The 19,726-nt window shown below is 67.7% G+C and carries 17 protein-coding genes; 11 read left to right on the forward strand and 6 right to left on the reverse strand.

Annotated elements, in window-relative coordinates:
- Positions 1 to 68: 68 nt before the first annotated feature.
- The 6 genes from glpK to VI056_14655 are packed head-to-tail and all read right to left on the reverse strand — an operon-like array spanning position 69 to position 7,224.
- Positions 69 to 1,565, reverse strand: a complete 1,497-nt coding sequence (gene glpK / locus VI056_14630) for a glycerol kinase GlpK (protein ID HEY6204255.1) — start codon at positions 1,563 to 1,565, stop codon at positions 69 to 71.
- Positions 1,562 to 3,088 carry a glycerol-3-phosphate dehydrogenase/oxidase gene (locus VI056_14635; protein HEY6204256.1) on the reverse strand — a complete coding sequence of 509 codons (1,527 nt, stop codon included), beginning with the start codon at positions 3,086 to 3,088 and terminating at the stop codon, positions 1,562 to 1,564. Before VI056_14635 ends, glpK begins: the two co-directional genes overlap by 4 nt.
- Positions 3,089 to 3,110: 22 nt before the next feature.
- Positions 3,111 to 4,472 (reverse strand): ABC transporter substrate-binding protein, encoded by a 1,362-nt coding sequence (locus VI056_14640; protein ID HEY6204257.1) that lies wholly within the window; start codon positions 4,470 to 4,472, stop codon positions 3,111 to 3,113.
- A gap of 16 nt (positions 4,473 to 4,488) precedes the next feature.
- On the reverse strand, positions 4,489 to 5,304 hold the full coding sequence (locus VI056_14645) for a carbohydrate ABC transporter permease (protein ID HEY6204258.1): 816 nt from the start codon (positions 5,302 to 5,304) through the stop codon (positions 4,489 to 4,491).
- A 10-nt stretch (positions 5,305 to 5,314) separates the two neighbouring features.
- The gene (locus VI056_14650; protein ID HEY6204259.1) at positions 5,315 to 6,205 is read right to left on the reverse strand and encodes a sugar ABC transporter permease; all 891 of its coding nucleotides are present in this window, start codon (positions 6,203 to 6,205) and stop codon (positions 5,315 to 5,317) included.
- Positions 6,202 to 7,224 carry a homoserine dehydrogenase gene (locus VI056_14655; GenBank protein ID HEY6204260.1) on the reverse strand — a complete coding sequence of 341 codons (1,023 nt, stop codon included), beginning with the start codon at positions 7,222 to 7,224 and terminating at the stop codon, positions 6,202 to 6,204. The genes VI056_14650 and VI056_14655 overlap by 4 nt, the downstream gene beginning before the upstream one ends.
- A gap of 119 nt (positions 7,225 to 7,343) precedes the next feature.
- Here VI056_14655 and pth point away from each other — a divergent pair, with 119 nt between their 5' ends.
- From pth to VI056_14710, 11 genes are all read left to right on the forward strand, one after another.
- Positions 7,344 to 7,940, forward strand: a complete 597-nt coding sequence (gene pth / locus VI056_14660; protein HEY6204261.1) for an aminoacyl-tRNA hydrolase — start codon at positions 7,344 to 7,346, stop codon at positions 7,938 to 7,940.
- Positions 7,933 to 11,376, forward strand: a complete 3,444-nt coding sequence (gene mfd, locus VI056_14665; protein HEY6204262.1) for a transcription-repair coupling factor — start codon at positions 7,933 to 7,935, stop codon at positions 11,374 to 11,376. Before pth ends, mfd begins: the two co-directional genes overlap by 8 nt.
- Positions 11,373 to 12,083, forward strand: coding sequence for a CPBP family intramembrane glutamic endopeptidase (locus VI056_14670; protein ID HEY6204263.1), 711 nt, complete (start codon positions 11,373 to 11,375; stop codon positions 12,081 to 12,083). Before mfd ends, VI056_14670 begins: the two co-directional genes overlap by 4 nt.
- The gene (locus VI056_14675) at positions 12,080 to 12,736 is read left to right on the forward strand and encodes a hypothetical protein (protein ID HEY6204264.1); all 657 of its coding nucleotides are present in this window, start codon (positions 12,080 to 12,082) and stop codon (positions 12,734 to 12,736) included. Before VI056_14670 ends, VI056_14675 begins: the two co-directional genes overlap by 4 nt.
- A complete protein-coding gene (locus VI056_14680; GenBank protein ID HEY6204265.1) occupies positions 12,733 to 13,323 on the forward strand; it encodes a histidine phosphatase family protein in 591 nt (196 codons plus the stop codon). The genes VI056_14675 and VI056_14680 overlap by 4 nt, the downstream gene beginning before the upstream one ends.
- A 9-nt stretch (positions 13,324 to 13,332) precedes the next feature.
- Positions 13,333 to 13,860 carry an adenine phosphoribosyltransferase gene (locus VI056_14685; protein HEY6204266.1) on the forward strand — a complete coding sequence of 176 codons (528 nt, stop codon included), beginning with the start codon at positions 13,333 to 13,335 and terminating at the stop codon, positions 13,858 to 13,860.
- Positions 13,861 to 13,915: 55 nt separating this feature from the next.
- Positions 13,916 to 14,743, forward strand: a complete 828-nt coding sequence (locus VI056_14690) for a GNAT family N-acetyltransferase (GenBank protein ID HEY6204267.1) — start codon at positions 13,916 to 13,918, stop codon at positions 14,741 to 14,743.
- Positions 14,740 to 16,011 (forward strand): adenosylhomocysteinase, encoded by a 1,272-nt coding sequence (gene ahcY, locus VI056_14695; GenBank protein HEY6204268.1) that lies wholly within the window; start codon positions 14,740 to 14,742, stop codon positions 16,009 to 16,011. Before VI056_14690 ends, ahcY begins: the two co-directional genes overlap by 4 nt.
- A 17-nt stretch (positions 16,012 to 16,028) precedes the next feature.
- A complete protein-coding gene (gene metK / locus VI056_14700; protein ID HEY6204269.1) occupies positions 16,029 to 17,228 on the forward strand; it encodes a methionine adenosyltransferase in 1,200 nt (399 codons plus the stop codon).
- A gap of 103 nt (positions 17,229 to 17,331) precedes the next feature.
- Positions 17,332 to 18,009: a TIGR04086 family membrane protein gene (locus VI056_14705; protein HEY6204270.1), complete on the forward strand. Its 678-nt coding sequence runs from the start codon at positions 17,332 to 17,334 to the stop codon at positions 18,007 to 18,009.
- Positions 18,010 to 18,154: 145 nt separating this feature from the next.
- Positions 18,155 to 19,726, forward strand: a 1,572-nt coding sequence (locus VI056_14710; GenBank protein ID HEY6204271.1) for an ABC transporter substrate-binding protein, incomplete at its 3' end; no start/stop codon positions are given.

The following is a 19,726-nucleotide window of genomic DNA, read 5'->3' on the forward strand; positions in this document are numbered from 1 at the left end:
CGTTCCGCAACTGGTCGGTCGACGGGATCATGTCCGACTTCCCGGAGCGCGTGCCTAAGGAGTAGTCCTCAGCCCGGCGTGCTCGATGCCCAACCGCGCGAGCGTTCGACAGCGCGCTGCCAACCGTCGTAGAGGAAGCGACGTTGATCAACTGACATCGTCGGCTCGTAGCGCGCCGCGACCGCTCGCCTCCGACGTAGCTCGTCTGGCGTCTTCCATACACCGACCGCGAGACCGGCGAGGAACGCCGCACCGAGTGCCGTCGTCTCTTGTATGGCGGCCACCTCGACCGGCACGCCGAGCAGATCCGACTGGAACTGCATGAGGAAGCGGTTTGCGGTGCTGCCACCATCGGCGCGCAAGACGTCGATGGACTGTCCGGCCGCGCGCATCGCCTCGACGAGATCGCGCGTCTGATAGGCGATGCTCTCGAGGGTCGCCCGCGCGACGTGCGCACGCGTGGTCCCGCGCTCGATCCCAATGAGGAGTCCGCGTGCGTACATGTCCCAGTGCGGCGCGCCGAGGCCGGTGAACGCGGGGACGAAGTACACGCCGTCGTTGCCGGTGAGGCTTGACGCGAGCGCCTCGGTCTCCTCAGCGCGCGTGATGATGCCAAGACCGTCGCGCAGCCACTGCACCGCGGCGCCGGTGATGAACGCGCTCCCTTCGAGCGCGTAGCGCACGCCGTCGCCGATGTCCCACGCGATCGTCGTGAGCAGACCGCCGCGCGCCGGCGCTGCGGTCGCGCCGGTGTTCGCGAGCAGGAAGCAGCCGGTGCCATAGGTGTTCTTCGCCTCGCCGGATGCGAAGCACGTCTGCCCGAACAGCGCTGCCTGCTGGTCGCCCGCGATCCCGGCGATCGGCACCGCCGTGCCGAAATGTGATGGGTCGGTTTCGCCGACGACGCCCTTCGACGGCACGGGCGTTGCGAACATCGAGCGCGGCAGGTCGAGCATCGCGAGCAGCTCGTCGTCCCATCGACGTCGGTGGATGTCGAAGACCATCGTCCGCGATGCGTTGGATACGTCCGTCACGTGAACGCGGCCGCCCGTGAGCTTCCACACCAGCCACGTGTCGATGGTCCCGCACAGCAGCTCGCCGGCTTCGGCGCGCGCCTGCGCGCCGGGGACCTGATCGAGGATCCAGCGGACCTTCGTCGCGGAGAAGTAGGCGTCGATGACGAGTCCGGTGCGCTCGCGCACGAGCCCCTCGAGCCCGCGGGCGCGCAGCGCTTCGCAGATCTGTGCGCTCGCGCGGCTCTGCCACACCACCGCGGGGTGGATCGGGCGGCCCGTCGCGCGTTCCCAGACCACGGTGGTCTCGCGCTGATTCGTGATGCCTATGCCCGCGACGTCCTTCGCACCGATGCGGGCCGCGGCGAGCGCATCGCGGCCGACCGCGATGGTCGTCGCGAAGATCTCGTCGGGGTCGTGCTCGACATGGCCGGACGCCGGGTAGCTCTGCCGGGTCTCGCGGTCGGCGGCGCCGCGGACCGCTCCGTCGGCGTCGAAGACGAGCGCGGCCGAGCCGGTCGTTCCCTGGTCGAGCGCCAGGACGAATGTCACTTCACGCTGAAGCGACGCATGGGCTCGACCTCGCGGCAGTACGCTGCGACCTCGCCCTTGGTCCGCTCGGCATCCCAGCCGAGGAGCGGTCCCATCAGCCCCGCGACGACGTCGATGCAGTCGAGGCCCTGGCACGGCGCGAGGCCGAGCGCCGTTCGCCGTAGCAGCGCATCGCCGATCGTCCGCGCCCACTCGCTCCGAACGGCGTGGACGATCTCCGCCGCCATGCCCTTGTAGTGGGGACAGAGCGGCGCTGCCAGGGACGGATCATCTGCGGCCAGGGCGGCGATCGCGAGCGCACGCGACCCATCCGCGCCTGGCAGCGGTGTGGAGGCGGTCGAGGATCCGCGGATCGCGGCGCTGCCGACGGGACCGAGCTTTCGCGCCGCGAGGTCGGTCACCTCCTCGGCGATGGCGCGGTACGCGGTGATCTTCCCGCCGACGACGGACAGGACGCCCGCGACGCCGTCGCGGCGCTCGTGGTCGAAGAGCGCGTGCTTCCGCGACACCTGGCCCTCGCTCACGCCTTCCTCGCGGACCAGCGCGCGGACGCCCGCCCATGTGAAGAAGATCTCGTCGAACGGCGCGTTGGGGAAGGCGCGATGCGCCTCGTCCTGCAGATAGCGCACGTCCTCCTCCGTCGCGGACGCGTCGGCGGGATCTCCCTCGTAGTCGGTGTCGGTCGTGCCGACGATCGTGCTGTCGAGCCAGGGCACGACGAAGAACAAGCGGCCGTCGCGCTTCGCGAACAGGACGTGCGCCTGCTGCGTGGCGCGCGGCGTGACGATGTGGATGCCCTTTGTGAGCCGGAGCAGGGGCTTCGCGGTCCGGCGCAGCGGCGCGATCGTCCGATCCAGCCACGGGCCCGTGGCGTTGATGGTCAGTCGTGCACGCACCTCGAGATCGGCGTCGGCGATCCTGTCGCGCACGACGGCGCCGCCGACGCGGTCGCCCTCACGCAGGTAGGACGTCGCGCGAGCGTGATTGAGGACGAGCGCGCCGTGATCTGCCGCGTCGACGACGTTCTCGATGACCAGGCGCTCCACCAGCGGCACCTGTGCGTCATAGAAGCGCCAGGCGCCGGTGAGTCCGTCGGGATCGAGTGCCGGTTCCGCCGCGAGCGTCTCGTCGCGACCGAGCCACTTTCGCTTCGGCAGTGTCTTGTCGAGCGAGAGGGCGTCGTAGAGCTGCATGCCGATGCGCAGCTTGAACTGGTACCAGAGGCTGGGCCGGTAGAACGGCAGGAGGAACGCGAGCGGGAACACGAGGTGCGGCGCGATGCGAAGGAGGATCTCGCGCTCGCGCATGTCGCTGCGCACCAGCGCGAAGTCGAAGAGTTCGAGATAGCGCAGGCCGCCGTGGATGAGACGCGTCGGCCGTGAGGTCGTCCCGGAGGCGAAGTCGTCCTGCTCGACGAGAGCGACCGAATGTCCGCGGAGAGCCGCGTCACGCGCGATCCCCGCTCCGATGATGCCGCCGCCGATGACCAGGAGATCGACGGTGCGGCCGCCGAGCGACCGCACCGTCTCTTCTCGTGTGTTTACGTTACGGGTTCGCCTTGTTGTATTTGTCGATCGCGGCGTTGATTTCCGTCACGGCAGCATCGAGCGCCGCCTGGCTGGTCGCCTGCCCAAGCAGAACAGACTCGATCATCTTTTGGGTGCGCTGGCGGGCCTGCGGCATGACGCCCAGGACCGCGCCGTTGGTGTTGCGGTTCTGCGGTGATTCACGGATCTGCGTGATCGCGGTGAGGAACTGCGGGTACTTGGTCGCCCACTCCTTGCTCGGCCCCGTGTCGTAGGCGGCCTTCACGATCGGGTAGTAGCCCGTGTCTGACTGCCACTGCCCCTGCACCGCCGGGGTCATCGCGTATTTCACGAATTCCCAGGCGGCCTGCTGCTCGGCCGGCGGCCGGCTCTTCATGATGTAGAGCGATGCGCCTCCGATGATGTTGCCGCCGTCCTTCGGCTTGCTATCCGGCCGGGGATACAGGCCGGTCCCCACTTGGAACTTGGCGACATTGATCGTGTTGCGGAGCGTGGCGGTGCTCTCGATGTACATCGCGGTCTTACCCGAGTTGAACGCGTTCGTGGAGCCTGCGTTGTCGATCCCGGGGTTGTAGAAGTAGCCTCCGTCCACGCCGGCCTTCCACCAGTCGAGAATGGCCTTTCCTTGCGCACTATTCCAGAGAACCTTCGTCGCCCGGTTATCGCGTCCGTTGCCGTTGTCGGCGTACGGCGCGGCGGAAGTCGCCATGAGCTGCTCGAAGAGCCAGCCGTAGATCGATGGGCCGAAGCCGAAGCGGACGGTCGCGCCACTCGCGTCCTTCTTCGTGAGCTTCTTCGCGGCTTCGGCAACCTCGGTGAATGTCACCGGAGGCTTCTCCGGGTCAAGGCCGACCTCTTTAAAGGCGTCCTTGTTGTAGAAGAGGATCGAGGAGGATGCGTTCCAAGGCATGCTCTGAAGCTTGTCCTGGTACTTGTAGTAGTTGATCACCGCGGGCTCGAAGTCCTTCGTGTCGAACTTGTCGCGGTCGATGAACGCTTGCATCGGCACGACTTGGCCGCTGTCGTACATGTAGCGCTGGCCGATGTCGTACACCTGCACAAGGGCCGGCGCGGCGTTCGACGCGATGGCGGTGTTCAGCTTCGCGAGCAAGTCGTCGTAGTTGCCCTGGAAGATGGCCTCGACCTTGATCTTGCTCTGGCTGGTGTTGAAGGCGGCAACGATCCTGTTGATCGCCTCACCGTTCACGCCGCCCATCGCGTGCCACCAGGTGATCGCCGCAGCGGGCGCGATGTCCTTCGCGGGCGCGAGTGCGCTGCTGTCAGATCCGCCTGGCGCCAAGCCACCGCAGGCCGTGGCCACGATCGTGAACGCGAGTGCGAGTGTTGCGAGTTTGCGCATCTTTCTCTCCATCGTCCTAGCCCTTCACCGCCCCCGCGGTGAGGCCCCGGATCAGCTGGCGCTGCCCCAGCACGAGCAGGGCGAGCGTCGGTACTGCGACCATGATGACACCTGCCATCACGAGGCCCCAACGTAGCGATTCTTCGAACCGCAGCTGCGCGATGCCGACCTGGGTCGTGCGCATGAGGACCTGATTGGTCACGAGGAGCGGCCAGAAGTACTGGTTGTAGGTCGACAGAAAGCCGTAGATCGCGACCGTGCCCAGCGCCGGCCGCGAGAGCGGGATCACGGTCGAGATCAGGAAGCGGAACGAGGACGCGCCATCGATCCGCGCCGCGTCCCACAGCTCACGTGGAATCTGCAGGAATGCCTGCCGCAGCAGGAACGTGCCGAAGGCCGTGGCCATGAACGGCACCGCCAGTCCTTGGTACGTGTCGAGCCATCCGATCGTCCGAATCGTCATGTAGTTCGGGATGATCGTGGCCTCCCAGGGGATCATCAGAGTGCTGAGGAACAGGAAGAAGAGCAGCTGCCGCCCGCGGAAGACGAGGAACGAGAACGCATACGCGGCCAGGCCAGCTGTGACGAGCTGGCCCGCCACCACGGCTGACGATACGATGATGCTGTTCAGCAGATAACGGCCGATCGGGATCGTCGCGAACACCTTTCCGTAGTTGTCCAGTGTGGGCTGCGCCGGGAAGATGGGTGGTGGGAAAGTCGCGATCTCGGACTCGCTCATCAGTGAGTACGAGAGTGCGAGAAGGAGCGGGAACGCGACCGCGATCGAACCGACCACGAGCAGCGCGTAGCTCGCGACAGCGCGGATGCTCACCGGTACTCGCTCATTGGTAATGGACCAGTCGCTCGACGAAGCGGAACTGGATGAGCGTGAGGCCCATGACGAGCAGGAACAGGATCACCGCCTGGGCACTCGCGAAGCCGAACTGAAAGTTCTGGAACGCGTCCAGGTAGATGCTGTACACGAGGACCCGCGTCGCATCCACCGGACCACCACGCGTGAGTAGGTGGATCTGCGTAAAGGCCTGTAGCACGGCGACCGTGTCGACGACCAGAAGGAAGAACAGGGATGGCGACACCATCGGGATGGTGATGCGAGTGAACATGCGTAGACCGCGCGCGCCATCGAGGCGCGCCGCCTCATAGATCTCCTCGGGCACGCCCTGAAGACCCGAGAGCAGCACGATGATGTTCGTCCCGAGAGTCAGCCAGATCGTGGTGACCGAGACGGCGATGATCGCGGTCGTGGGCTGGATGAGCCATTCGGGTCCGTGCACGCCGACGCGCGACAGCACGTAGTTGAGCAAGCCGAGGCTCGGGTTGAACAACAGCAGCCAGATGAGCGCGCCGACCGCCGCCGAGATCGCGATCGTGCTTGACATCATCGTGCGGAAGACGTTGATCCCGCGGAGCCTCTGGTTGAGCATGACTGCGAGGACCAGGCCGAGCGCGATCCCGACGGGGACCGTGTATAGGGCGAACTGCGCGGTCGCAACTAGCCCGGTGCGAAAGGCCTCTGATGTCAGCAGCTCCAGGTAGTGATCGAGCCCGGCGAACGTGGTGATCGCTCCTGTGGCTCGCGTGTTGAAGAAGCTGAGGTAGATGGTCTGCGCGAGCGGGATGAACACGAACGCTGCGAACAGGAGCAGCGACGGCGCGAGATAGGCCAGGCCGATGCCCAGCGACCTGGTGTCGCGCGAGGACCACCGTGTCACGGTCGCGGCATCGTACCGCTGATCTCGAGGAGGTCGGTCAGGATCGCGTACGCGACCTGGTCGACGTGCGGGTCGTGGAGCTGGACCACGACGCGCCCGGCCAGGTCCGTGTCGTAGACGAGCCCCATCGAGAAGTCGTCCACCGCGTAGAGCGGATCCAGCGGACCAAGGCGGCGAGGCCCGAACGAGGCGACGACGCCCTCGCCGCGGCGCGCGATCTCGATGAGCGGACGCACGCGGTCCCCGTTCTTGGCCGCGGCGCGAGCTGCTTGAGCCACATGCTCGTCGATCGGCTCGCGCGTCACGTCCTCGGGCACGAGACGGGCGTCCATAAGCACGTTCGCGAGGATCGTGGCCTTCGCCGCCGCATCGTGGCCGTCGAGGTCGTTGCGCGGGTCGGCCTCGGCGATGCCGAGCCGCTGCGCCTCCGCGAGCGCGTCGGCGAACGGGACGCCGGCCGCCGCCGCGGAGATGATGTGGTTGTTCGTGCTCGACACGATCCCGCGGATCGCGGTGATCTTCGCGAGCGGGAGCGCAGCACGTCGCAGGGTGAACACCGGCAGGCAGTCGGCGAGCGTCGCCTCGAAACGCAGCATCCGGCCCTGACGCGTCGCCAGCGCGTCGAGCTCGCGATACGCGCGCGCGATCGGCCCCTTGTTCGCCGTGACGACGTGCTTTCCGGACTCCAGAGCCTCGCGGATGTACGACAGGGCCGGCTCGCCCGTACGCGGGTCGAGCGGTGTCATCTCGACCAAGATGTCCGCGGGCAGTTTGCCCGGCCGCGGAGGAACGAATGGCATCCCCGGGTCGAAGTCCGCATGGGTGGGCTCGAGGGCCATGCCGGGGCCAGGCAGATCCGTTCCCGCGAGGATCGTTCGGAGATCGATGCCGTTCGGGTATACGACGGCGCCGTGCCGGCCTGTCACGAGCGCGGTCACCGTGAACGGCGCCCCCGTCGCGACGAGCAACCGGGCGAGCGCCCGCCCGACGTTCCCGAAGCCATAGAGAGCGAGGCGCACGGCGGTCACGCTAAACTTGTCGTCGATAAGCGTCCGCGGGGCCCCACCGGCATATTCGGTGGAGCCCCTTTTCGGCGTCTACATAGATAAAGGAGAGAGCACTGGTCCGCCTGGCGAAACTGTTCGGGCGTTCGTCACCGCCGCGCGTCGATCGGCTCGTCGTCGGTCTCGGTAATCCGGGCGACGGGTATGCCAACACGCGACACAACGTCGGCTTCCAGGTCGCGAACAAGCTGGCGAAGCGCGCGCGCCTCGAATTCGACACGAAGGCCGCCGAGTCTCGCATCGCCGAGGGCTCGCTGGGCGATCTTCGGATCGCGATCGCGCGGCCGCAGACCTTCATGAACGACAGCGGGCGTGCGGTCGCGAAGCTGCTCGACCGCTACCGCCTCCCGCCCGACGCGCTGCTCGTCGTCTTCGACGAGGTCGACCTGCCGCTCGGGAAGGTCCGGCTGCGCGAACGCGGCGGCCCCGGCACGCATAACGGGATGCGCTCGATCACGAGCGAGATCGGTGAAGGCTTTCCGCGCCTGCGGATCGGCGTCGCGCCGGTCGATCCGACGACCGAGATCGGCGACCTCGCGCAGTACGTCCTGTCGCCATTCACGGCCGATGAGCGAGCCGAAGCGGATCAGGTGATCGTTCGCGGCGCCGAGGCGGCCGAGGTCGCGGTCCGCGACGGGATCAAGCGCGCCATGGACAAATTCAATGGCTAGCACGGCGACGTCCGTATCGGCTGCCCGACTCGGCGGCATCCTCGCTCTCGCCGACCGAAGCGAGCGCTTCCGTGAGCTCGCCGAGCGCCTCGAGGACCGGCGCTCGACCAAGATCGCCGATGCGTCCGCCGGCGCGCGCGCGTTCGCGTGGGCGGCGCTCGTTGAGGTCGCGCGCAGGAGTGTCGTCGTGGTCGCGCCGAGCGAGGATCGCGCTCGGCGGTGGCGCGCGGAGCTTGCCGCGTGGCTCGGTGAGGAGCGCGTTCTCTCGTTCCCCGAGCGCGAGACGATGCCGTACGAGGTCGGCACCGCGTCCGCGGGGGCGGTCCATCAACGTCTCCTCACGCTGTGGCGCGCGCACACCGCGGCCGAGCCGGTGGCGGTCGTCGCGTCGCTGCGCGCGCTCATGCAGCACACGATCGCGCCCGAGCATCTGCGTGAGCGCGGCCGGACGCTGCGCGCCGGCGACCGCGTGTCGTGGAATGAGACGGCGGCGTGGCTCTTCGAGCTCGGATACGAGCCGGTCGCCGAGGTGAGCGAGCCGGGTAGCTTCTCGCGTCGCGGCGGGATCCTCGACGTGTATCCGGCCTCCGCCGACATGCCGGTCCGCATCGAGCTCTTCGGCGACGACATCGAGACACTCCGCAGATTCGATCCGGTCACGCAGCGCTCGCAGGACGCAATCGATGCCGTCGACGTGCTGCCCGCCCGCGAGTACTCGCTCGAAGGCGCACCCGCGCTCGCCGAGCGCCTCGCCGCGCTCGGCTGGGACGTACGGCGCGATGAGGAGGACGAGCTCCAGGCTTACGCATCTCTGGTCGAAGCGCTCCGCGAGGGCCGCGCCTCCCCGGGCACCGATGCGTTCGCCCCGGCGCTCGGTGCGACCGCATCGCTGCTCGATCACCTCGGTGAGCGCGCCACGGTGGTGTTCGAGGACTCCGTCGAGCTCGGCCTCACGCATGACGCGCACGAGGCGCAGGCCGACGAGCGGCGCGAGGAGCTTCGCGAGCATGGACTGGCAGTAGCGGCGTTCCCGCCGCCGTACGTACCGCGCGACCGTCTCGATGCGTCGGCCGACGAACACGGCGCGGTGCGCGTGCGACCCGATGCCGACGCGCTGCGGCTCGGGTGGGTTGGGATCACCTCGTACGCCGGCCGCCTCGACGCGTTCCTGGGAGAGGTCGCCGCCTCGGGTCGCGACCTGCGCGTGGTCGCGTCGCCCCAGGCCGCGCGGCTCGCCGAGCTGCTCGCCGACCGCGACGTGACCACCGCGCCGCGCGACACCGTTCCCGAAACGCCGTCGGACGGGGCGCTCGTCCTCGCGCACGTCGGCCTCGCGGAGGGCTTCGCCGTGCCGGAGCTGGCGCTCCGCGTGTTCACCGACGCGGAGGTCTTCGGCTTCCGCAAGCCGCGGCATCCCGAGCGCCGCCGCCGGCGCGTCGCGGTCGGCTCGTTCCTCTCCGATCTCAAGCCGGGCGACCACGTCGTGCACGAGGACCACGGCATCGCGCGGTTCGAGCGCTTCATCACGCGCGAGATCGCTGGCGTCGTGCGCGAGTACCTCGAGCTCCGTTTCGCCGGCACCGACGTCGTCGCGCTGCCGACCGAGCGCGTGGACCGCGTGACGCGCTACGTCGGCGGGACGCCACCGGCGTTGTCCGCGCTTGGCGGGCGCGACTGGGCCGTGACGAAGCGCAAGGCGAAGAAGGCGGCGGAGGAGATCGCGCGCGAGCTCATCCGGCTCTACGCCGCACGGGAGACGATCAGCGCGTACGCGTTCGGCAAGGACACGCCCTGGCAGATCGAGATGGAGAACGCGTTCCCGTTCACCGAGACACCCGACCAGCTCGCGGCGATCGAGGACGCCAAGCGCGACCTCGAGCGCGCGCGGCCGATGGACCGTCTGGTGGTAGGCGATGTCGGCTACGGCAAGACCGAAGTCGCTTTGCGCGCGGCGTTCAAGGCCGTGCAGGACGGCAAGCAGGTCGCGGTGCTCGTTCCCACCACCGTCCTCGCGCAGCAGCATTTCGAGACGTTCTCCGAGCGGCTCGCGACGTTCCCCGTGCGCGTCGCGATGCTCTCGCGCTTCCGCACGCCGCCCGAGCAGCGCGAGGTCGTCGCGCAGCTCGAGACCGGCGAGGTCGACATCGTCATCGGCACGCACCGCCTACTCCAGAAGGACGTGCGCTTCCGCGACCTCGGCCTCTTGGTCATCGACGAAGAGCACCGCTTCGGCGTGAAGCACAAGGAGCGCATGAAGCAGATGCGTACCGAGGTGCACGTCCTCTCGATGACCGCGACGCCGATCCCGCGCACGCTCCATATGGCCCTTTCCGGCGTCCGCGACATCAGCGTCATCGAGACGCCGCCCGAGGATCGCCAACCGATCGAGACACACGTCGTCGAGCGCACCGACGACGTGCTTCGTGAAGCGATCCTCCGCGAGCTCGACCGCGGTGGGCAGGTCTTCTTCGTCCACAACCGCGTCCAGGGGATCGAGCACGAGACACAGCGCCTCCGCGCTCTCGTGCCGCAGGCGCGGTTCATCGTCGGGCACGGTCAGATGGACGAGCGGAAGCTCGAACGTGTCATGGTGGAGTTCGCGGACGCGGAGCACGATGTCCTCGTCTGCACGACGATCATCGAATCGGGTCTCGACATCCCGAACGTGAACACGATCGTGATCGACCGCGCGGGCCAGCTCGGCCTTGCGCAGCTCTACCAGCTGCGTGGGCGCGTCGGCCGCAGCGCCGCGAAGGCGTACGCGTATCTGCTGCACGAGAAGCAGGAGCGGCTGTCTGACGACGCTCGGAAGCGACTCCAAGCGGTGTTCGAGGCGAGCGAGCTCGGCGCGGGCTTCAAGATCGCGATGCACGACCTGGAGATCCGCGGCGCCGGCAACATCCTCGGCGCCGAGCAGCACGGGCACGTCGCGGCCGTCGGCTTCGAGCTCTACACGCAGCTTCTCGAGGAGGCGGTCAACGAGCAGCGTGGCGAGCCGAAGGCCGAGGCGCTCCCGGAGGTCACTGTGGACCTCGCGCTCTCGACCGCGATCCCCGACGAGTATGTCCCGAGCCGTCAGCGCAAGCTCGAGCTCTACCGTCGCATCGCCGAGCTGCGGTCGCTCGACGATCTGAGCGCGCTGCGCGACGAGCTGCGCGATCGCTACGGTCCGCCGCCCGATCCCGTGCGCAACCTCCTGTACGGCGTCGAGGTGAAGCTGCGCGCGGTCAGCGCCGGCGCGACCGAGGTGCGCGCACGGGGTCCGGAGCTGCGTCTGGTGCTCGCGCGCGACATCACGTCCGCGCAGCGCGGCGCGGTCACGCGCGCGTTCCCCAAGGCGCAGACGGGCCAGCGGCAGATCCGCCTCTCGGTGCTCGATACGCGCGGCGACTGGCGCGACGCGCTCACGCGCCTGCTCGATCTGGTCGCCGCGTGATCTGGCTCTACTCCGCTTTCCTCGTCGCCTGGGGGAACGCGCAGCCACCGCTCATTGGCGCGAGCGCCATCCTCCCCGGCGGGAGCGGGGATTACGTTGTCGCGGGCGTCGGGCTCATCGCGGTGGCGCTCGCCGTCGCTTACCGCGGGCGCCTCGATGCCGGCGCGCTCGGGCTCGCGCGAGCACGTCTCGCGCGCGGGCTTGCGGTCGGGGCATTCGCCGGATCGACTCTGGCGCTCGCGAGCCTCGCCGCGCTCCAGGTCGCGCCGGCGCTTACCGGTCGGCCGATTCTCTACGAGCCGCTCTACCGGGTCTCGGGCGCGGAGTTGGCGACACATATCGCTGTGTTCCTGCCGCTCGGTGTGGTCTTGCCGGAAGAGCTCGCGTTCCGTGGCACACTCTTCGGGCTGCTCCGACAAATGGGCACGCGCTCCGCGATCGTCGGCTCCGGTGCGACGTTCGCGCTGTGGCACTCCGCGGTCGCGGTCGTGACTGTCGGCGACACCACGATGGCGCCCCCCTCGCCGTGGTTCCTGCCCGCGGTCGGTGGCGCGCTTGTGGCGGTATTCGTCGGTGGTGTTGCGCTCGCCACGCTTCGGCTCGCTGTTCGATCGCTCGGCGCGAGCATCGCCGCGCACTGGACGTTCAACGCTCTTCTGCTTGTCGGACTCTGGGCGACGCAGCCTGACCTGAGACTTGCGCCATGAGGATCGGTATCGATCTCGACGACGTGATGGCGATATGCGCGGTGCCCTACCTGCGCAAGTTCGCGGAGGAGTTCGGCGTGGAGCTGCCCGATGAACAGGAGATCGGATGGCACCTCCTGTCGCGGATGCAAAAGGACACGCCCTACGACAAGCTCGTGCCGGGTCTCGAGAAGGTCACGCCCGAGCAGCGCGACCGCTTCCGCATCAAGCTCTACGACGGCACCTTCTTCAGCGAGCTCGAGGTCTACCAGGACTGCCCGGCCGTGCTCGAGCAGCTGGTCGCCTCCGGCCACGAGCTGTACTTCATCACCGCGCGCGCCGAGCGCCGGCGGATGATCACCGAGACCTGGCTGCGCGAGAAAGGGCTCTTCGACTACGCGAAGGCCGTGCACCTCAAGCCGCACGGGGAGTTCACGCCCGACTATCCACGTGGGCGGTACGACCCTCACGGCTCGGCGCGGTACAAGACGCGACTCGCCCAGGAGCTGCGCCTCGACGCGTTCTGCGAGGACGATGACCTGATCTCGCGCAGCCTGGCCGAAGCCGGCGTACGCGTCTTCCTGTTCGACCATCCGTGGAACCGCGAGGTCGAGCATCCCCTCGTCACCCGCGTGCAGGGTTGGTCCGAGGTCCCCGACCTGCTCGCCGCATGACGAAGCCCGTCACCTTCTATTTGGTGCGTCACGGCGAGAGCGAGTTCAACGCTGCGCGCCGCTTCGCCGGGCGCACCGATAGTCCGCTCACCGAGCTCGGCCGGCGGCAAGCCGTGGCGGTCGCGGAAGCGTTGTCGCATGTCCGTTTCGACCGGATCGTGTCGAGCCCGTTGTCGCGGTGCCGTGACACGGCGCTCGTCATCGCTCGCGGGCAGCAATTGCCGGTCGACCTCGAGCCCGATCTGGTGGAGATCGACGTCGGGGAGAAGACCGGTACCCCGTTCGACGAGGTCGCGGGCCTGCCAGGGTACGAGGACGGCTTCGTCGCGTGGCCACGCGGCGAGACGCTCGAGCAGGTGCTGTCGCGCGCGCACGGGGTGATCACGCGCGTCGCGGCCCAAAGCGCGGGTCAGCGCGTTCTCATCGTCGGCCACGGCGGCGTCACGCGCATCCTCATGAGCCATTTCCTCGGCCTGCTGCCGCGTCTCGATAAGAGCCCTGCGACGAACACCAACGTCAGCGTCGTCGTGAGCGACGGATTCACGCATCGGGTGGAACGGTTGTTCACCGATGCGCACCTCGTTTAGGCTTCGCCCGTGCCCGTGACAGCCAAGGATCTCGCATCGCGGATCCGCGACATCCCCGACTTCCCGAAGCCGGGCATCCTGTTCAAGGACATCACGACGCTCCTCAAGGACGGCGACTCGTTCAAGGCCGCTGTCGACGGGCTCATGGAGCGCATCGGCACGCGCGACGTCGACGTGGTGGTGGGCATGGAATCCCGCGGCTTCATCTTCGGCGCCCCCATCGCGTACAACCTCGGCGTCGGCTTCGTGCCGGTCCGCAAGCTCGGCAAGCTCCCGGCCGACGTGGTGAGCGTCGAATACGACCTCGAATACGGCTCGGCCACGCTCGAGATGCACAGGGACGCGATCAAGCCCGGTGCCAAGGTGTTGATCATCGACGACCTGCTCGCGACCGGCGGCACGGTCGCCGGCACGATCGAGCTCGTGAAGCAGCTCAAAGGTGAGATCGTGGCGCTCGCGTTCCTCATCGAACTCGTGGCGCTCAAAGGACGAAACAAGCTCGCGGGCTACGACATAGTTACACTCATACAGGCATAGCCACCCGGCGACCGGCGGAGGCCCGCTTGGTCCTTTCCACTAAGAAGGAGGACCGATGACCGCGGCCCCGTTGCTTCCAGAGATCCGCCTCGAAGATCAGCCCTCGGCCGAGAGCGCGCGCGCATTCTTCCAGCGTGACCGCCTCATGTCCGCATACGCGCTCGCGGATATCGACGCGGCGGAGATCGAGAAGGCGCGTTGGTGGACCGCCACGCGCGGTGACGTGGTCGTCGCGTGCGCTCTTGTGGTCGAAGCGCTGCCGTTCCGTCCGTGCTTCGCCACCGGCGAGAGCGAGGCGCTTGTCACGATCTTCCGCGACGGCATCCGCGAGCCGCGCATCGTCGTGGCGACGCCGCCATCTGGCCGGCTCGCCGTCGAGAGCGTGTACCGCTTCGAGCGCGTCGAGAAGATGCATCGCATGGCCGTCTCCGTCGCGACGTTCCGCCCGCGCGTGACCCACGGTGTCACGCGCCTCGGTCCGCAGCATCTCGACGACGTCATCGATCTCTACGGCCACGCCTCGCGCACGTACTTCACCGAGGCGCGCCTCGAGCGCGAGATCTACTTCGGCGTCTACATCGGAAGTACGCTCGTCTCCGCCGCGGGGACGCACGTGCGCTCGCGACTTTCCAACATCGCGGCCGTCGGCAATGTCCTGACCCGCATCGCGTACCGCGACCGGGGCATGGCCACGACGGTCACGTCCGCGGTGACCGAGGCCGCGCTGGAGCAGCACCGCGACGTCGTGCTCAACGTGCGGCAGGACAACGCGCCGGCGATCGCGGTCTACGACCGCCTCGGCTACCACGTTCACGGACCGTTCATCGAAGGCCCGGCGGTGCGTCGCTCGGCCTGGGATCGGATCCTGGGGAGGATGAAGTGACCACCACGACAACACCGCGTCATGACGTCGTCGACATCGGGCTGGCTGAGATCGGCTCTCGCCGCGTCGAGTGGGCCGGGCGTGAGATGCCGGTGCTCGCCGGCATCGCCAAGCGGATGGCGAAGGAGCGGCCGTTCGCGGGACTCCGCATCGCCGCCTGCCTTCACGTGACCACCGAAACGGCGAACCTCGCCATCGCGCTCCGCGATGCGGGAGCCAGCGTCGCGCTCTGCGCGTCGAACCCCCTGTCGACGCAGGACGACGCCGCCGCGGCGCTCGTCGCGAACGAGGGGATCGCGGTGTTCGCACGCAAGGGTGAGGATCGCGATACCTACTTCCGGCACATCAACGCTGTCCTCGAGACGAAGCCGCAGATAACGATGGATGACGGCGCCGACGTCGTCACACTGCTCCACACCGAGCGCAAGGACCTGCTCCCGCACGTGAAGGGCGGCACCGAGGAGACCACGACCGGGGTGATCCGGCTGCGCGCGATGGCGGCGGAAGGCATCCTCGCCTATCCGATCGTCGCGGTGAACGAAGCGCACACCAAGCACATGTTCGACAACCAGTACGGCACCGGTCAGTCGGCGGTCGACGGCATCCTGCGCGCGACGAACATCCTGCTCGCGGGGAAGACGGTCGTCGTGGCCGGGTACGGCTGGGTCGGCCGTGGCGTCGCATCTCGGTTCCGCGGGATGGGCTCGATCGTCATCATCGTCGAGGTCGACCCGCTGCGTGGGCTTGAAGCGGCGATGGACGGCTACCAGGTCATGCCGATCGCCGAGGCCGCCCGCCGTGGCGATCTCTTCATCACCTGCACCGGCAATGTGAACGTCATCGCGGCGAAGCATTTCCCGACGATGAAGGACGGCGCGATCCTCGCGAACGCCGGGCACTTCAACGACGAGATCGAGCTCGCCGCGCTCGAGAAGCTCGCCCGCTCGAAGCGGGAGATCCGTCGCTTCGTCGAGGAATACGACCTCGGTGAACGGAAGCTCTTCGTGCTCGGCGAGGGCCGCCTGGTGAACCATGTCGCAGCGGAGGCCAACCCGGCGGCGGTGATGGACATGTCCTTCGCGAACCAGGCACTCGCGATCGAATACCTCATCAAGAACGCGGGAGCTCTTCCCCCGCAGGTCTACCCGGTCCCGCGCGAGCTCGACGAGGAGATCTCACGCACCAAGCTCGAAGCCATGGGCATGCGGATCGACAAGATGACCGACGAGCAGGCGATCTACGCGAAGTCATGGAAGGCGGGGACATAAGAATGGCGAGCTCGTTCATGACCTCCGAACAGACGCTCTTCACCAGCGAATCGGTGACCGAGGGCCACCCGGACAAGCTGTGCGACCAGATCTCCGACGGGATGCTCGACGAATGCCTCCGCCAGGATCCGAACGCGCGCGTCGCCTGCGAGACCGCAACGACGACCGGAACCATCCTCGTGTGCGGCGAGATCACGACGACCGCGTGGGTCGACGTGCCCGGCCTCGTCCGCGGCATCGTGAGGGACATCGGCTACACCAACGCCGATTACGGCTTCGACTACCAGAGCTGCGGCGTGCTCACCGCCATCAAAGAACAGTCGCGCGAGATCGCGCAGGGCGTGAACGAATCGTCCGAGGCGCGCGCAGGCACGGACCCGCACGAGCTCGGCGCGGGTGACCAGGGGATGATGTTCGGCTTCGCGGTGCGCGAGACCGACGAGCTCATGCCCCTACCGATCACGCTCGCGCACGCGGTCGCGAAGGAGCTGGCCGCGGCGCGAAAGTCGAAGCGCCTGCCGTGGCTGCGGCCCGATGGCAAGAGCCAGGTCACCGTCGAGTACGCGCGGGGCGTTCCGCAGCGCGTGCACACGGTCGTCGTGGCCGCGCAGCACGATCCGGACATCGCTCACGCCCGCATCGAGGCCGAGATCCGTGACGTTGTCGTGAAGGCGGCGATCCCGGAGCGCTGGCTCGACGCGAAGACGAAGTACCGCGTGAACGGCACGGGCGCGTTCACGATCGGTGGGCCGATGGGCGACGCGGGACTCACCGGGCGCAAGATCATCGTCGACACCTACGGTGGCTACGCGCGCCATGGTGGTGGCGCGTTCAGCGGCAAGGACCCGACGAAGGTCGATCGCTCGGCGGCATATGCGGCGCGCTACGTCGCGAAGAACGTCGTGCAGGCGGGTCTCGCGGACCGCTGCGAGATCCAGCTCGCGTATGTCATCGGCGGTGCGCGGCCGATCTCGCTGAACGTCGAGACCTTTGGCACCGGGAAAGTGTCGGACGAGAAGATCCGGAGCCTCATCGACGAGCTCTTCGACTTCCGGCCCGGCGCGATCATCGAGCAGTTCCAGCTTCGGCGTCCCATCTACCGGCAGACCGCGGCGTACGGCCACTTCGGCCGGCCAGACCTCGAGCTTCCATGGGAGCGCATCGATCTCGCCCCGAGGCTCGCTCGCGCGGCCGGAGCAAAGGCAGCGCTCGCCTAGCAGGCTGCCCCCGGGCCGTGCGGCCCGGTATGTGCATGCCCATGACAGGTCCGGAGCGGCGCGCCAAGGGCCGCCTCGAACCGGCTCACAAGGAGGGATTGTCGTGGCGAATTCGAATGTGGTCGTGCGCCCGGCCAGCACCGCGTGGGGCGCGGTCCTGGGTGGCTGGGTCGCGACCGTCGGCGCATCTGTGATCTTCGCGCCCCTCGTCGCGGGTCTGCTCGTCGGAGCGCCCGTGGGCGGAGATATCGCGGTGGCCGTCCCCGTCGTGCTCGGCCTCTTCCTCTCGTACATGGTGGGTGGCTACGTCGCGGGCCGTATGGCCGGCGACCGCACCAGCTGGCACGGGATGATGACCGCGTTCTTCACGCTGTTCGTGCTGCTCGTACTCATGCTGCTCGGTGTCGCCGCCGACAACGGCTTGTTCGCGGCGTCGGGCATCCGCTCGGCGGCCGACATCATCCCCGGCGTACGCGATCTCAATCTGTACGCGCTCGGCGATGCGCTGACCTTCGGCGCGATCCTCGGTTTCCTCGCGGCGATCTTCGGTGGCTGGCTCGGCGGGCTGCTCGCGCCGACGCAGGTCGTTGCAGCCGTCGCACCGGTCCGGCCGATCCCGCTCGGGCGGCCCTTGACGGTACAGAGCACACAGCGGCGCGAGGTCGTGACCGAACGTCCGCGACGCATCCTGCCGGCCTTCGGCGCCAAGGGTGGCGAGCGCGTCGAGAAGGACGAAGTGCACACCACGCGGGTGGACGATCGGGTCCAGGACCGCACGTAGCCGGAGCTTTAGATGACGGGGCGGCGCGAGCCGCCCCGTCTCGCTGCCCGAGACCGGGCTTGGTCGGGCCGGAAGGCTGAACTGGTCTTACCAGTCGGACGTATCCTCCTCGACGACCTGCGCCGCAGGTCCGGGAGGGGTGTTCATGGCACGTCTGCTCACGATCCTCGCGGTCCTCGCCGTGGTGGCGGGTGCGTGCGCGGGCACGCCGTCGAGCACGACTGGTGGCGGCACGTCCCCGGCACCATCGGCCGCCGCCAAGCCGACGTACGGCGGGACGGTCACGTTCGTTCTCGAGAATGACGTCGTCGACTTCGATCCGCTCAAGTCTCGAGCGTTCGTCGATCGCAACATCTACTACCAGATCTACGACTCGCTGGTCAGGATCGACGAGACCGGCAAGATCATCCCCTGGCTCGCTACGAAGTGGGAGCCGTCGACTGACGGCAAGAGCGTGACGTTCACCCTGCGCGACGACGTCACCTACCACGACGGCACGAAGTTCGACGCGGACAGTGTGAAGTGGAATATCGAGCGCTACATCAAGACCACAGGATCGCAGCGTGCCGGCGAGCTCTCGTCGGTGGACACGGTCGAGGTCGTCAACCCGACGACCGTCAAGTTCAACCTGAAGTCGCCGTTCTCACCGCTCGTTGCGAACCTCGTCGATCGCGCGAGCATGATGGTGTCGCGCAAGGCATTCGAGGCCATCGGGAACCCCGATGACTTCACGCGCAAAGCCTTCAAGGCTGGCAGCGGTCCCTTCATGATCACCGAGGCGATCAAGGACGACCACATGACCTTGGAAAAGAACCCCAGCTGGTGGGGCAAGGACAAGGACGGCAACAAGCTGCCGTATCTCGACAAGATCACGGTCAAGCCCATCACCAATAGCGACACGCGATTTACGAACCTGCGCACCGGCGACGCGCAAGTCTCGAACAACATCTCGGGGAAGGACGTCCCGACGGCGCGCAACGAGAGCTCGCTCACGTATCAGGAGCGGCCGGCGCTGTCATTCCGCAGCCTGATCCCGAACCGCGCGCCGGGTTTCGTCTTCAACGACAAGCGCTACGTGAAGGCCGTCTCATTGGCGATCGATCGCGCTCAGCTCCTGGACAAGGGGTACTTCAACCTTGGCGCCGTCGGCTACGGCACCATCGCCCCGGCCCACTTCGCCTTCGACCCCAGCTTCAAGCCGTTCGAGAAGGCGGACCCGGAGGGCGCGAAGAAGCTCGTCCAGGAGGTCGGTAAGCCCCTCTCCTTCGAGCTGCTCGTGCCTGCCGGCGACCCCGCGACGCTCACGATCGCGACGCTCATCAAGGATCAGCTGCAGAAGGCCGACATCGTCGCCGATCTCCAGCAGCTGGAGTTCGCGAAGATCCTCGAGCTACAGTCGGCGCGCACATTCAAGGGACTGACGTTCGTCGGCTGGAGCGGTCGAATCGATCCGGATGGCAACACCTATGACCACATCTATACGAAGCGTCCGTTCAACGACTCGTCCTACTCCAACGCCGAGGTGGACAAGCTGCTCGACGAGCAGCGTGCCACGTCGGACCAGGACAAGCGCAAGACGGCCCTGCGCAAGGCCGAGCAGATCTACGTCGTCGACGATCCGGCTCGCATCTGGCTCGGGTTCGGCGCGGCGCAGCTGCTGACATCGAAGAAGGTGAACGCGCCACCGATCTATCCCGATCAGATCATCCGATTCCAG

It is taken from the genome of Candidatus Limnocylindria bacterium (assembly GCA_036523395.1).
Classification (GTDB): domain Bacteria; phylum Chloroflexota; class Limnocylindria; order P2-11E; family P2-11E; genus CF-39.

Coding starts and splice junctions, on each gene's coding strand:
- VI056_14640 (HEY6204257.1), bottom strand. CDS start 4,472: ATGCGCAAACTCGCAACACTCGCACTCGCGTTCACGATCGTGGCCACG.
- mfd (HEY6204262.1), top strand. CDS start 7,933: ATGGCTAGCACGGCGACGTCCGTATCGGCTGCCCGACTCGGCGGCATC.
- VI056_14675 (HEY6204264.1), top strand. CDS start 12,080: ATGAGGATCGGTATCGATCTCGACGACGTGATGGCGATATGCGCGGTG.
- VI056_14680 (HEY6204265.1), top strand. CDS start 12,733: ATGACGAAGCCCGTCACCTTCTATTTGGTGCGTCACGGCGAGAGCGAG.
- VI056_14690 (HEY6204267.1), top strand. CDS start 13,916: ATGACCGCGGCCCCGTTGCTTCCAGAGATCCGCCTCGAAGATCAGCCC.
- metK (HEY6204269.1), top strand. CDS start 16,029: ATGACCTCCGAACAGACGCTCTTCACCAGCGAATCGGTGACCGAGGGC.